The 14,862-nt window shown below is 48.4% G+C and carries 13 protein-coding genes and 1 other annotated feature; all 13 genes read left to right on the forward strand.

Going from position 1 to position 14,862, the window contains the following annotated elements; all coding sequences use genetic code 11:
- The first annotated feature begins 270 nt into the window (after window positions 1-270).
- A complete protein-coding gene (locus ACTNDI_RS13440; protein WP_441101475.1) occupies window positions 271-2,094 on the forward strand; it encodes a transglutaminase domain-containing protein in 1,824 nt (607 codons plus the stop codon).
- Window positions 2,095-2,191: 97 nt separating this feature from the next.
- Window positions 2,192-3,151 (forward strand): hypothetical protein, encoded by a 960-nt coding sequence (locus ACTNDI_RS13445; protein ID WP_441101476.1) that lies wholly within the window; start codon window positions 2,192-2,194, stop codon window positions 3,149-3,151.
- A 146-nt stretch (window positions 3,152-3,297) separates the two neighbouring features.
- Complete coding sequence (locus ACTNDI_RS13450; protein WP_441101477.1) at window positions 3,298-4,824, forward strand: MBOAT family O-acyltransferase; 1,527 nt, start codon at window positions 3,298-3,300, stop codon at window positions 4,822-4,824.
- A complete protein-coding gene (locus ACTNDI_RS13455) occupies window positions 4,811-5,791 on the forward strand; it encodes a hypothetical protein (protein WP_441101478.1) in 981 nt (326 codons plus the stop codon). The genes ACTNDI_RS13450 and ACTNDI_RS13455 overlap by 14 nt, the downstream gene beginning before the upstream one ends.
- 178 nt (window positions 5,792-5,969) lie before the next feature.
- Window positions 5,970-7,487, forward strand: coding sequence for an amino acid adenylation domain-containing protein (locus ACTNDI_RS13460; protein ID WP_441101479.1), 1,518 nt, complete (start codon window positions 5,970-5,972; stop codon window positions 7,485-7,487).
- 185 nt (window positions 7,488-7,672) lie between these two features.
- Entirely contained in the window at window positions 7,673-7,903 is a 231-nt protein-coding gene (locus tag ACTNDI_RS13465; protein WP_441101480.1) for an acyl carrier protein, read from the forward strand.
- A 137-nt stretch (window positions 7,904-8,040) separates the two neighbouring features.
- Complete coding sequence (locus ACTNDI_RS13470) at window positions 8,041-9,705, forward strand: transglutaminase domain-containing protein (RefSeq protein ID WP_441101481.1); 1,665 nt, start codon at window positions 8,041-8,043, stop codon at window positions 9,703-9,705.
- Window positions 9,706-10,022: 317 nt separating this feature from the next.
- Complete coding sequence (locus ACTNDI_RS13475; protein ID WP_441101482.1) at window positions 10,023-11,012, forward strand: glycosyltransferase family 2 protein; 990 nt, start codon at window positions 10,023-10,025, stop codon at window positions 11,010-11,012.
- Window positions 11,002-11,532: a hypothetical protein gene (locus tag ACTNDI_RS13480; RefSeq protein ID WP_441101483.1), complete on the forward strand. Its 531-nt coding sequence runs from the start codon at window positions 11,002-11,004 to the stop codon at window positions 11,530-11,532. Before ACTNDI_RS13475 ends, ACTNDI_RS13480 begins: the two co-directional genes overlap by 11 nt.
- A gap of 15 nt (window positions 11,533-11,547) precedes the next feature.
- Window positions 11,548-12,861 (forward strand): DUF6056 family protein, encoded by a 1,314-nt coding sequence (locus tag ACTNDI_RS13485; RefSeq protein WP_441101484.1) that lies wholly within the window; start codon window positions 11,548-11,550, stop codon window positions 12,859-12,861.
- 16 nt (window positions 12,862-12,877) lie between these two features.
- Window positions 12,878-13,300, forward strand: a complete 423-nt coding sequence (locus tag ACTNDI_RS13490) for a GtrA family protein (protein WP_441101485.1) — start codon at window positions 12,878-12,880, stop codon at window positions 13,298-13,300.
- Between the two features lie 132 nt (window positions 13,301-13,432).
- Window positions 13,433-13,571 (forward strand) — a sequence feature (ribosomal protein L10 leader region).
- Window positions 13,572-13,604: 33 nt separating this feature from the next.
- Window positions 13,605-14,117, forward strand: coding sequence for a 50S ribosomal protein L10 (rplJ, locus tag ACTNDI_RS13495; protein WP_279200398.1), 513 nt, complete (start codon window positions 13,605-13,607; stop codon window positions 14,115-14,117).
- 107 nt (window positions 14,118-14,224) lie between these two features.
- The gene (gene rplL, locus ACTNDI_RS13500) at window positions 14,225-14,602 is read left to right on the forward strand and encodes a 50S ribosomal protein L7/L12 (protein WP_279200400.1); all 378 of its coding nucleotides are present in this window, start codon (window positions 14,225-14,227) and stop codon (window positions 14,600-14,602) included.
- Window positions 14,603-14,862: the final 260 nt, after the last annotated feature.

Consider the following 14,862-nt stretch of genomic DNA (forward strand, 5'->3'; position numbering starts at 1 on the left):
CCATCCTTATCAGCCCACTATCTGAAAGTTCGTGTAAACTATTGAACCGCCGTATACCGAACGGTACGTACGGTGGTGTGGAAGGGGAGGGTAATATCTCCCCTATCCGATTGATCGTTTTTCTATAGAATTTCGTGGGCAAAAGTAATATAATACAAATCACATGAGAAATTGCCAGGAGATATGGCCGCTGAAAAAATACATTGACAAATGAAAATGAGCATTCATATGTCTTGGACAGATTCAGTGATGATGGAAAAGGGGAAGAATATGAAAAGAAAAAAGTTTGTTCAGCTATTAGCGGTGGTAACAGCGGCTGCGACGTTGTTTACAGCCGCGCCTGTTTTTGCTGCGGATACAAATAGTTCTGTTGTGTCTTCGGAAGCCGGTGAGACAGAAGGTGCGTCAGGCACGATAACGGGCAGCAACAGTGCCGCAGGGAGCGGCACTGCGGAGAGCGACACTACGGTTACATCCGCGGGCAGTGAAACGGCGGGTAGTTCATCTTCAGGGAGTACCGATACAACAGAGACTGGAAGTCCGGCTGCCGAAAACAAATATTCCGACGACAACGCGGCTGAGAGCACGGTGACGACTGCACCGGAGGAATCAGAAAGCGCGGAGGCAGATTCCGCATCCGATTCATCGGAAACGAAGGATACTTCTGAGGAGTCTGAAGAAGAGAAGGAAGAGACAGAGGAGAAAGACGACAAAGACGACGCTCAGGAGATGCCCGTTATCAGCTATGCGGCTCATGTTCAGCAGAAGGGGTGGCCGGCGGAGGATGCCGTTTCCGGAACAGAAGCTCAGACTTATGCGGGATTTACGGGCAAGGGTCTTCGTGTTGAGGCAATCAGGGCCAGCGTGAAAGGCGACCAGAATCTCGGCATCACATACAACACTTATGTGCAGCAGAGGAGATGGACCGGATGGCAGAGCGACGGGGCAGTCGCGGGAACGACGGGACAGAGCCTCAGGGTCGAGGCAATCGTCATGAAGCTGACCGGATCCGATGCGGACAAGTACGATCTCTATTACCGCGCGCATGTGGAGAGCTTCGGTTGGCTTGCGTGGGCGAAAAACGGCGAGCTGGCCGGCACAACGAATCTGAGCCGCCGCGTCGAGGCGTATGAGGTCGCAATTGTGAAGAAGGGAGAGGCGGCACCTGCGAGATCTTCCGCACGGAATGTCGCATATCTCACCGTTCCGACAGTAACTTATCAGACCCATGTGCAGAGATACGGATGGGGCCAGGGAGAGGTTTCAAACGGAGCTCTTAGCGGGACGACCGGACAGGGACTGCGGATGGAGGCGCTGAAGATCCATCTGAACAAGACAACCGGATTCACAGGCGGGATTTCGTATTGTTCACATGTACAGAGACTCGGATGGGAACAGAACTGGAAGTCTGACGGAGCGCTGTCCGGAACAGAGGGAAAGGGACTTCGTCTGGAGGCGATCCGGATCCGGCTGACCGGTGAGATGGCAAATTGTTTTGATGTGTATTATCGCACGCATGTGCAGAGATTCGGCTGGACCGGCTGGGCGTCAAACGGGGCGGACTGCGGATCCGCCGGCTATGGATATCGTCTGGAGGCAATTGAGATCCGAATAGTGGCCAAGGGATGCAGCGCGCCCGGAAGTACGGCAAACACGTTCCATCAATACACGATCCGTGACACCTATCCGCAGGCCTGCGCACGACTGGATCAGGTGGGATGGAATCTGCGCAGTGCGCTGAATGCTGCCGCGGGACTCCGGTACGTCAGCACCTCTTACGCACTGACGGCTTCCAATGTCAGCACAATCGCAAGCTACGGCTTTACTACAGGAGGCGGCGACTGTTATGTGATGGCATGCTGCTTCTATGAGATGGCGAAAGCACTCGGATATGATGCACATGTTATGTTTGGATATGTTCCGCTTCGCGCCGGAGGTCTCGGCGTACATTCGTGGGTAGAGATTGACAACTACCAGGGCGGTACCGGAGTGTTCGATCCGGATTTCCAGCATGAAAGCGGCAGTGACGGCTTCAATCTCTATTACGGCAAACCCGGAACATGGAGATATACAAGCGGAAGCAGAATAAACTAACCGGATGTCTGCTGTCCAGGACCGCAATATTGCATCAGGCAATTATGACACCAATAAGACTGCGTTTAAAATCACATCAATATCAGGAGATATATTCATGAAAAAGAAATTCCAGCACAACATTACCAGAATTCCGCTTACAGCGATGACGGTCATCCTCACTGGTTCTGCGCTTCTTCTGGGAGGCTGCGGAAAAACTTCCGCTCCCGCGTCATCTGCCGTGTCGGTGACAGAAACACCGGCCGCGCTTGAGGCGGTTGTCTCCTCGAGTACCGGTTCGGTTTCTTCCTCTTCCGCAGAAAAAGAGGAAGAAAAAATCATCGGTACAAAGGCGGAAGGCACAAATATCGTCCATATGGAACTGACGAATGACACCGGAAAGGCTATTACTGGTTTTTCCGTGAAATACACAGGCCAGGAGGCATATGGCAGCAATATGCTTGCATCCGGTGAAAAATTCGCGGCCGGTGAAACCCGTACCCTTTATTATGATGAGTCCGAAGCTCTTAAGTCGGCGAATTCGGAGGATTCATCCGATTCCGCCCCGGTCGTTAATCCGGACTATTCGATTCGTCTGACTTTTGATGATCAATCAGAGCTTGAACTGCATTCCGTACCTGTCAACGACATCAAGACAGCATCCATTATGCTGAATACGGATGGATCCTTCCTGTTTCTGAAGTATGTTTCCCTGTCAACAGGTGAAACCATCAGTACAGAGGATGCAGAGAAGGCGGCTCTGGAGGCATCCAAGGCAACACCTTCTCCGGATCCGACGCAGGCGGCGACAGAAACACCAGCAGCCGAGGCTCCCGCTGCAGAGCAGGGCACAACAGATCAGGCAGCTGTCGGACAGGCTGCAGCACCTGAGGAGAGCAGTACGTACACGGCTCCGTCGGATACTTATTCCGACCCGTCGGCTTCTTATACGGCACCTTCAACGACGGATACGACCGATTCCGGCGCCGGACAGGCTGAGGCAACGCCGGCTCCGGTTGCTACGGATCAGGGAGCGGACTCAGGCGAAGGATGTATTGACGACGGACTGACCTGGTAAAGGACAGGATATGTTTATGGAGGACGCAGGCAGGGTTGTAGTGCACATGGTGCACGCGGGCTGATGCCTGTGTTTTCCTTGTCTGCCTGTACCGTTATCATATTGCGAATATCCCGTCTGTATATTACGTTTCCGAGGAGGAGACCATGTCACTGACATCAAATCTTTTTTTTCTCTTTCTGGCAGTCTGTCTGCTCTGTTATTATCTGGTGCCGCGTGGCCGGCGTTGGGTTGTGCTTCTTGCGGCGAGCATTGTCTTCTATCTGTCCTGCGGCATTCCCGCATTCCTCTGTCTGTTGTATTCCGCAATTGTCACTTATCTGACAGGGATGGCAATCGGACGAATTTATGACAGATACACAGACAGGAAGGAATCCCGCAAGAGGGCGAGAAGAATTGTTATTCTCGGCATGGTGCTTGATTTTGCCATGCTGGGTGTGTTGAAATACACCAATGATATTCTGGGAATTTTCGGTCAGATTCTTCATGGGGATTTTTCCCTGAAGGGTATTCTGCTTCCTCTTGGAATCTCCTACTACACTTTTCAGACGGTGAGTTATATTCTGGACGTATACTGGAAACGAACCGGGGCAGAGAAGAATTTTTTCCATTATATGCTGTTTGTTTCGTTCTTTCCGCAGCTGGTTCAGGGACCCATCGGAAGGTACAAGACCTTAATGCCGCAGCTGCTCGAAGGACACGAATTATCTTTCCGGAATCTCAGATTTGGTCTGATGCGTATGGTATGGGGACTGTTCAAGAGCATGCTTCTGGCAGGTTGGGCAGGACTTTATCGTAAGGCCATCTGTGCCGACCTTGACCGATTTTCCGGTATCGCGATATTTATCGTACTTCTGTACTCCGTTGAACTGTATGGCAGTTTCTCGGGAGGCATTGATTTTGTTCTTGGAATCGCTGAACTTTTCGGGGTCCGTCTGGATGAAAATTTCCGGCGTCCCTATTTTTCGGTATCCATTTCCGATTTCTGGCGCCGCTGGCATATCACCCTCGGTACATGGATGCGTGACTATGTCATGTACCCCCTGACTCTTTCCCGGTGGATGGGCAAGGTCGGAAAAAATGCCAGAAAACGCTTCGGCAAGAGAACTGGGCTCCTGATCCCGATGTGCATCTCGAGTATCATCGTTTTTTTTGTGGTCGGACTCTGGCATGGAGCCGCCCTCAACAACATCGGGTGGGGACTGTATAACGGTGTGCTCATTGCTGCGAGCAACCTTCTTGGTGACTCCTTCCGGAAATGGAAAACGGCTCTTCGTGTCAACGAAAAATCGATGTATTGGAAATTCTTTACCATCATCCGGACGTTTATCCTTGTAAACATCGGCTGGCTCTTTGACACCACAAAGAATTTTGGAGAAGCTCTGAAGGTAATTTATTTCAGCTTCACAAGACTGCACCCCTCCCAGTTTTTATCTATTGCTGCCGGCAGGCTCGGCGCCTCCTACACGCCGACGGCATTGATCATTCTGGGATCCGGTGTCGTTCTGCTGTTCATCGTCAGTCTTCTTCAGGAACGGGGGATGCAGGTTCGGGAATGTCTTTCCCGACGCCCGGTTCTCGTACAGGTTCTGATCTTTACCGCCCTGTTGGCTGTGACTGCTCTGCTTTCGCCAATGGCGGCAGAAAGAGGTTTTATCTATGCACAATACTAAAATTTTCGCTGTGCTGAAGTTTGTGGGCTGTGTGGCGGTTTTTACTGCCATACTGCTGCTTCTCGATCTGCTTTTGTATCCCTGCACATATGTCCGCAATGACGTGCATGCTCTGGCATCCGGGCAGAACGATGTGGTCATTCTCGGAACCTCCAACTCACGCATGGGCATTGATCCGGATACTTTGCTGAAGGGAACGGGTTTGAAGGGACATAACCTGGCGAACGGAGGAGAGTATCTGTGCGATTCCTACTATATGCTGAAGCTGGCTGTGGAAGAGAACCGGCCATCTACAGTGATCCTGGATGTTGATCCGGGATACCTTGTGACGGAAAAGGAAAAGGGGAACAACTACCTGCTCTTTTATCACGAATTTCCGTTTTCAGCGGCAAAACTCAGCTATCTGGCTGCAATTATGCCGGAAAGCGATTTCCGGGCACTGTTGTTTCCATCCTATGAGTATCCTCTGAAGAGTATGCTTCCGAGGATTCCATCCAATGTGAGGGTGAAACTGAGCGGCGATTACAGTGCGGATCAGTTCAGCACAGCGAATATGGTCTATCATGCGGATGGATTTATCGAGCGTTATCCGGTTGCGGAAGAGAACTTTCCCGGCTGGAATCCGGTCCTTTTTGAAAAGGACAAGGTAAAGGAAGATAATATCTCCTATCTTAATAAAATAGTCCGTCTGTGCGATGAAAATAATATCCGGCTTGTTGCAACTACACTTCCCCAGCCGGATCGTTCGCTTGTGTCTTTTCCGGAAAATTATGAGGCCGCCTGGGATTACCTGAGTGATTATATGAAGAGAAACGGGGTAGAGTATTACAACTTCAACCGCGAATACTACAGCAGTTTTTCGCATGACGTGTCCTGCTTTGTTGACTATGACGGGCATATGAACGGAGACAGTGCGGAAAAGTTTTCAGTTCTGTTAAGAGATATGCTGTTCGAAAAGAAATCATAAAGCCGGAGCCTCAAGAGATCTCGAAATGGGAGAGGCGTCGAATTGCGAGTGACTTTGCAATGCAAAGGACTTTGAAATATGAGAGACTTCCGTGCTGCGGTTCTGATGAGTCCAGATACGGGATAATGTACTGGCATTCATGCATTTGATGCAGCCGGATTTATATGGAGGAAAATACATGGCAAAGCTTGTTATGGAATATCTGGAGGAGACGGCAAAGAAGTATCCGGATAAGGCCGCATATGTTGACAAGGATCGCACGATTACCTTTTCGGAAACGAGGCAGGAAGCTCTTCATGTCGCGGGTGCGCTGGTGAGGCGTCGCCTCTTCAAAAAACCGGTGGCCGTGTACATGGACAAGCGTGTGGAATGTATACCCGCAATGCTCGGAATTGCATATAGCGGCAATTTTTATACCGTTCTTGATACACAGATGCCAGATACAAGGATCCGGCATATCCTGAATGTTCTGGACCCGGCGGTAATCCTCACGGACCGGTCACACGAAAGCGCTGTCCTTTCCATAAAAGGCGGCGCGGAGATTCTGGTCTATGAGGACGCGCAGGAATCTGCCTGCGAGGAAGAAGAAATTCTGGATGTCATGAACAAGATCCTGCCCACAGATGTCTTATATGTGCTCTTCACCTCGGGCTCTACCGGAACGGCAAAGGGTGTCGTTACCCCGCACCGCGCGGTGGTAGACTATGTGGATGCGGCAACCGATGCCTTTCATTTCACAAACCGCGATGTAATGGGTAACGAGGCGCCCCTGTATTTTGTGATGTCACTGCTTGATGTTTATTCTACACTCCGAAACGGAAGCACTACCTGCATCATTCCCCGCCTTTATTTTTCCTTCCCCGCACTTCTGATGCGTTTTCTGGAAGAAAAAAAGGTGACCGTACTGTACTGGGTGCCGTCAGAGCTCGTGGTTCTGGCTAATCTGAAGGCTCTGAAGCTTTCGGATCTCTCCACTGTCCGAATGGTCATGTTCGGTGGAGAAATTATGCCGATCAAACAATTGAATATGTGGAGGGAGGCACTTCCTCAGGCTGATTTCATCAACCAGTACGGACCGACAGAAACTACTGACGGCGGGTCCTATTACTTTGTTGACCGGGAATTTCCGGAAAATGCGCGGCTCCCGATCGGAAAACCATTCCGGAACTATGATTTCATGATCCTGGATGAGAACAATCGGAGAATTACGGACAGCGCGGGGGGATCCGGAGAACTCTGTGTGCGCAGCAATTCCCTCACCTACGGGTATTACAGGAATCAGGAGATGACAGACCGTGTTTTCACACAGAACCCTCTGAACTCCTGTTATGAGGAGAAGATCTATCATACGGGAGATCTCGTGCAGTATAACGACCAGGGAGAGATCATCTTTGTCGGCCGCAAGGATTTCCAGATCAAATATATGGGACAGAGAATTGAACTGGGCGACATTGAGGCAAATGTCTCCGCAATAAAAGGGGTTGAGGAAAACTGTTGTGTATACAACGAAGCGAAAAAGAGGATTGTTCTCTTCTATACAGGTAAGGCGGAAGAATCTTTTGTAAACGAAGAACTGGCCAAGATGCTGCCGGCATATATGATCCCCGGGCGCCGCGTCCATCTCGATTCCATGCCACATAACCTGAATGGAAAAATCGACCGGGCAAAACTGAAAAGCAATGCCGCGGATCTCTGATTTTTGATGCAGCTGTCTCCCTTAGAATCCGATATTCTTATGTGATTCAAAGAGGAACGGAAAGCGGCATGGGTAAGAGGCAGCAAGAGTAAGAAACACACAGCATAACAAACACACAACGAAACAAGCAGTAATTGTTACAAGCAGCAAGTGTGAAAAAATGTGATAAAAAAGGAGAAAAACTAATGGATAATTCTATGGAAAAACTGATGAACATTCTGGATGAGATCAAACCCGGAGAGGATTTTACAAGAACAGATCTGGTTTCCGGAGGTGTATTGAAATCTTTTGATATGATGCTTCTGATCCAGGAAATTAATGATGCCTTTGATATTCAGATTCCTCTGGAGGATATCCTCCCGGAGAACTTCGAATCAGCGGAGAAGATTATGGAGACAATCCGGAAGCAGCTCTGAGGCGTCCGAAGGCGGTTGTGATATATGGGGCTCTTTGAGATAAGAGCAGAAAAACGATAATAGGAGATCGCTGATTCTATCAGAAATAAGAATTCTGCTGCAGGGATGGGAAATGAATTGAGGTGAGAGGAAGCTGTATGAAAAAGAAGTTTTTCGTTCAATCTATCATGGCGATCACTACCATAGGAATGCTGTTTACTGCGCTCCCGGTTCTGGCTGAGGACGTGGTACCTTCTGCAGTTTCTTCGGTTTCTGTGTCTTCATCAGCGAATGAGACGGAAGAATCTGTGACAACTGGATCCGGAAGCGGGACAGGTGGAAGCCCCTCAGCGAAGGAGGACTTCAGCAGGACGACAGAAGCTGGATCCAACCCATCGGAAACGAAGGAAACTTCTGAGAAGTCCGAAGAAGAAAAAGAGGAAGAGGGAGAAGACGCTCAAATGCCTGTTGTCAGCTATGCGGCTCATGTCCAGCGGGCAGGGTGGCCGGACAAAGAGGTCATTTCCGGGGAAACCACGCATACTTACGCGGGATTTACGGGAAAGGGTCTTCGTGTTGAGGCAATCCGGGCCAGCGTGAAAGGCGATCAGAATCTCGGCATCACATATAATACTTATGTGCAGCAGAAGAGATGGACCGGATGGCAGAGCGACGGGGCAGCTGCGGGAACGACGGGACAGAGCCTCAGGGTCGAAGCAATTGTCATGAAGCTGACCGGATCCGATGCGGACAAGTACGATCTCTATTACCGCGCGCATGTGCAGAGCTTTGGGTGGCTTGCGTGGGCGAAAAACGGCGAGCTGGCCGGAACAACGAATCTGAGCCGCCGTGTCGAGGCGTATGAGGTTGCAATTGTGAAGAAGGGAGAGGCGGCACCTGCGAGATCTGCCGCCCGTAGTGTTGCTTATCTCACCGTCCCGACAGTAACCTATCAGACCCATGTGCAGAGATACGGATGGGGCCAGGGAGAGGTTTCAAACGGAGCTCTTAGCGGGACGACCGGACAGGGACTGCGGATGGAGGCGCTGAAGATCCATCTGAACAAGACAACCGGATTCACAGGCGGGATTTTGTACTGCTCACATATACAGAGACTTGGATGGGAACGGAACTGGAAGGCTGATGGAGAATTGTCCGGAACAGAAGGAAAGGGACTTCGCCTGGAGGCGATCCGGATCCGGCTGACTGGTGAGATGGCAGATTGTTTTGATGTGTATTATCGCACGCATGTGCAGAGATTCGGCTGGACCGGATGGGCGTCAAACGGGGCGGACTGCGGATCCGCCGGTTATGGGTATCGTCTGGAGGCGATGGAGATCCGTATAGTTGCCAAGGGAAGCAGCGCGCCCGGAAGTACGGCGAATACGTTCCATCAATACACAGTCCGGGATGCTTATCCACTGGCCTGCGCAAGACTGGATCAGATAGGATGGGATCTGAGAGCTGCATACAACTGGGCAAGAAATTTCAGATACATATCAATGGATATACCGTCGTCCAGAGGAGCCAGATACTTTGCCACTCTTGCCTTTACAAATCAGAGCGGTGATTGTTACGGAAAATCAGCTTCGTTTTATGAGATGGCAAAAGCTCTGGGTTATGATGCACACTGGGTTGTTGGCTATGTTGCAACATCGGGTGGAGGACGAGAAGAACATGGATGGGTGGAAATCGATAATTATAATGGTGGAACCCATGTATTTGATCCATCCTTTGAACAGGGAGTTCACAAGAATGGATTTGCGATTACTTACGGTCAGAAAGGTACCTGGAAATATCTCGACTACTCGAGACAGAATTGAGGAAGCAAAAGGGAACCTGACAAATCGGAGAAATCGTGCTCATTTTATTGAGTGACATCTAACACGCGGTATCTAACAATTGAAGAAAATAATGCTTATTTTATCGTATGATAAATGAACGGATTTACATCCTGCCAGCTGATCAGATGTCAGATGGCAGGATATTTTTTATGCGAACAGTAACCGGGATCATGATTTCTGTTTCAATATTGATACTTTATATAGATTTAGGCAATCGATTGTGATATTGTGATATGGATATTTTATATATGAAACAGAATTTTCGATAATGTGCATTTTTGAATGAGGTGGAAAGAATGCGGCAACCAAGACTGTGGATAGTTATTCCATGCTATAATGAGCGCGATGTTCTCCCGTTAACCGCTCCATTATTTTTGAAGGAGTTGAATAAGCTGATCTCTGCCGGAAAAGTCAGTGAAGACAGCAGGATCTTATTTGTAAATGATGGCTCCAGAGATGATACATGGGACATCATTATGGGGTTATCGAAATCAGATGATCATTTCATCGGAATTTCGCAGTCACGTAACAGAGGACATCAGAATGCGGTTCTTGCCGGCCTTATGGAGGCAAAGGACAAGTGTGATATTACAATATCTATTGATTGTGACGGACAGGATGACATTTCGGCAATGGATAAGATGGTGGATGAATATCACAATGGAAGCGAAATTGTCTACGGGGTCCGTTCAAGCAGGAAAACCGATACCTGGTTTAAGCGTACAACTGCGCAGGGATTTTACCGGTTTCTCAATAATATGGGTGCGGAAGTTGTCTACAATCATGCGGATTATCGCTTAGTAAGCGCAAGAGTCCTGGCACATTTTGCTGATTTTAAGGAAGTAAATATTTTCTTGCGCGGTATGTTCCCTCTGGTTGGTTTTAAAAGCACTTCTGTTTATTATGAACGTCATGAAAGGATGGCAGGGAAGAGTCATTACCCGCTCAGGAAAATGCTGGCACTTGCGTTTGATGGTATTACAAGTCTTTCCATCAAGCCTATCTCGATCATCTGTGGAATAGGCGTGGGGGTGAGTCTCATTGGCTTCATCGGCGTCATCTGGGCGATTGTAATGGCTGTGATCGGGAACACAGTTGCCGGATGGGCTTCCATTGTCTGTATCATTTGCTTTCTTGGAGGAATTCAGCTTCTCTCAATGGGAATAATAGGCGAGTATGTGGGGAAGACATACCTGGAGTCAAAGCACAGGCCACGCTATATCATCAGCGAGAAAACCTGGGAACCGTTACCTGACAACAGGGAGGAAACTGATCGTGAAGAGTAATGCTTCTGAAGAGTCAGCGGATAAAGCACAACGAGTAATCGTTGCTATATTTATGGCAATAGCACTCGTTTGTGCTGTCGCTTTATTAGGATTGTTTCATCGGGAAGATAATCGTATTGAGGAAAAGAAACTGAATTCTTTCTCCGTTGGTGAGAGAAAGGAGATTGAATACAATATTGACTATCAGGGAGTGAGTAGTGACGGCTCCTATCTGGTGAAGGGCTGGTGTGTCAAACCGGGGGTCGAGTATTCCTTTTATAATTACGGGAATGACGCATACAGGAAAAGCGTATATAACAACATGCATATAGGCTTTACCGATGGAGAGACCGTTTATATACTTCCCACCAAACTGGAAAACAGGGACGATATAGATCAATATATTAATGATGGAATTGATTATCAATTTTGCGGATTTCAGAGCAGACTTCCAAAAGAAAAGTCAGGTCGGATCAAAAAGGGGGCTCTTGTCCTCATTTGGAAAAATCCAGATGGTTCGCAGGAGCTTTATTATCTTTAAATGAGGATGAGGGATATGAAGAAAGATTCGGCAAAAAAAGTTATCTGGTATTTTGCTCTGTATGCCATGTTTTTCGTTCTGAGCTGCTATATGGTGAGCCGGGCGGATGACTTGGTTTTTCAGGCTGGTATTGAGCGCTTTGGCGGTTTCTTAGGCTGGGTGAAGTGGTTCTCGAATAACTGGGGTGGAAGAATTGTTCCGCAGGGACTTCTTGTTATCCTGCTGCAGTTTCCTTCGGTTATTTTTTATTTGTTTAACGCTTTTGCATGGGTGTTGCTTGTTATCTATATAAAAAAAGTATTCGATGCGGATGGAGTGTTCCGCGCAGGCTTTATTTACGGCCTTATACCAGCACTTATTTTTATATTGATTCCGACAAGTGTCCTGACCGGGACGGTGTTCTGGAAATGTGCAAATGTCCTTTATCTTTGGGGAAGTGCAGCGCTTCTGGCGGCTGTTTATCCGCTGGTGAAATTTATTTATGGACAGAAAATCACAGTACCGGATTATGTTATTTCGGTAATAGGAGCTGTTTATGCCTCGAGTTTTGAGCAGGCAGGTGTATTGATGTGCGGCGTTCTGTTCCTGCTGCTTCTATATTCTGTATTCGTCAAACGTATGGTAAAATGGCAGATTGTGGTGCTGTTCCTTCTTGCTGTTGCATGTACATTTTATTTTTGCAGACTTCCAGGAAACGCAGTGCGGTCCCATATTGAAGTACTCGGGCAGATGCCGAAATACGATATGTATTCCACACTTGACAAGGTTTTATGGGGCGTCTGGTATGTAATCAATTACATCGAGGAAGAGGCGATGTATATCGTTCTTCTCCTGGCGGGCACAGTTGTGTTTCTTATGCATCAGAACAGAAAACGAAATGACCCTGTTGTGATCGGTGCGGATATCATGCTGGTGTTCTTTGTGCTCTGTACGATTAACAGAATCGGTCTGACGAATCTGGGGAGGGAGTATTTCCTTTCCAATTTGTTTAAACTTGTCCCTGTCGATACAGTGAATTTTGGATTCAGTGCCTTACTGGCGATTTGCAGTGTGATACATTTTCTGGCATATGTTTATCTTGGATGCTGTATTCTGATCATTCATCCTGAAAAATTAGAAATCATTGGATTCTCATTTTTCTTCGGCGGACTTGCGTCGATGTGGATGATGGGTTTCTCTCCTACGATCTACGCAAGCAAGGGACGCCCAAGATTCCTTTGCTATCTTTTTCTTATCTGTGTCGGGATCAGGATCGTTTCCGGTGCGATGTGCACAGAACGTGAGAAGGAGAATGTGTTTACGAATGCAATTTTTCATTCCGGCCAATAACTGAGGAGGCTCTCTTATGAGTTTTTCAAATCTTATTGAGAAATACAAGGATCTGATTCCGTATGCAATCTTCGGGGTGCTGACTACCCTGGTAAATATTGCGTCGTATTGGGTATTTGCGCACCCGCTTCAACTTCCGGTGACGGTATCGACAATTCTTGCATGGGTTGTCTCTGTAACATTTGCCTACTTAACAAATCGCAAGTGGGTTTTTCACAGCGAGGCAGATACAAAGAAGGCTGTGGCAAAGGAAGTTATTTCCTTTTTTGGCTGCAGAATGGGAACTGAATTTGTAGATCTTGCGGCGATGTTTATTTTCGTTGATCTGCTCTCATATAATGATATGGTGGTAAAGGTAATTTCAAATGTTGTTGTCATTATTTTGAATTATGCAGCAAGTAAATTCCTGATATTCCGGCATAAGGGCGAACGTCACTAACTCTGTGTTTCGCACTCTCGAAGAGCTTGAAAAAGTACTCTCGAAGCATTCTCGAAGAACATGAAAAAGTACTCTCAAAGCATTCTGGAAGAGCTTGAAAAAGGACTTGACATTTTCAAGGCTGCGCGATAAGATACCATTTGTATCACGCCGAAGACAGCAGGTGTCGAAAGACGTAAGCGGAATACCGCCTGCCGAGGATGTCGATTCTTTTCATTTATGAAGAATTCAGACCGCCCGGCATGCCCGGACGGTTTTTTTATTTGGCTGGTACACACATCAAAATAAGGAGGTATACCAGATCATGGCAAAGGTAGAACTGAAGAAACCGGTCGTTGATGAGATTTCCAGCGCAGTTGACGGTGCTGCTTCCGTAGTCCTTGTGAATTACAGCGGACTTAACGTAGCACAGGATACCGAGCTTCGTAAATCCCTGAGAGAGGCCGGCGTAAACTACAAAGTCTACAAAAACACAATGATGCATCTTGCATTCAAGGGTACGGATTATGAAAGCCTTGTACCGTATCTGAACGGAACAAACGCCATCGCCATTTCCAAGGACGATGCGACTGCTCCGGCGAGAATTCTTGCGGGCTTCGCAAAGAAGAATCCGCAGCTTGAGCTGATCGCGGGTGTCGTTGAAGGCAGCCTTTACGATCAGAAAGCTGTTGAAGCTCTTGCAGAGGTACCAAGCAGAGAGGTTCTGCTGGGCCGACTGCTCGGAAGCATCCAGGCCCCGATCGCAAACTTCGCGCGCGTTATCAAACAGATCGCGGAGAAGGATGGCGAGGCAGAGGCTGCACCGGCTGCAGAATAATCTGCGGCGAAATCTGTGCATAGTCACAGATCCGTTTATTACCGATCCGTTTTTATCAGATCCGGATCACAGAGTAGATTCAAATACTAAATTGGAGGAAAATTACAATGGCAAAGTTAACAACAGAAGAATTTATTGCTGCTATTAAAGAGTTATCTGTACTTGAGTTAAATGATCTCGTAAAAGCTTGCGAGGAAGAGTTCGGCGTATCTGCATCTGCAGGCGTTGTAGTAGCTGCTGCCGGCGCTGGCGCTGGTGAGGCTGCTGAGGAGAAGACCGAGTTCGACGTTGAGCTGACTGAGGTTGGCCCGAACAAGGTTAAGGTTATCAAGGTTGTTCGTGAGATCACCGGACTTGGTCTGAAGGATGCGAAGGATCTTGTTGATTCCGCACCGAAGATGATCAAAGAGGGTGCTTCCAAGGCTGAGGCTGATGATATCAAGGCTAAAGTTGAGGAGCAGGGCGCAAAAGTTACCCTCAAGTAATAATTATGCGTTGTGTGGGCCGGAGGCTGCGTTGTCAGTCTCCGGCCTTTTTTACGCGAACAGTGAGCCGCAGCCGAATGCGAAGTATTCGTGTGCGGCGAGCGTCGCGATAGCGAGATAAAACTCGCGCAGCGTGTTTTATCTCGTTGGTGCGCCCGGCGGGCGCACGTTCCAAAGGGTGAAAGTCCCGACCCCGCCCGGCAGTGGGAAGGGGATAGCCGAACAGCAAGGGTGTCCACCGCGAGATGGAATCTGAAGGA

It is taken from the genome of Bilifractor sp. HCP3S3_D3 (genome assembly GCF_052063915.1).
GTDB lineage: Bacteria > Bacillota > Clostridia > Lachnospirales > Lachnospiraceae > Bilifractor.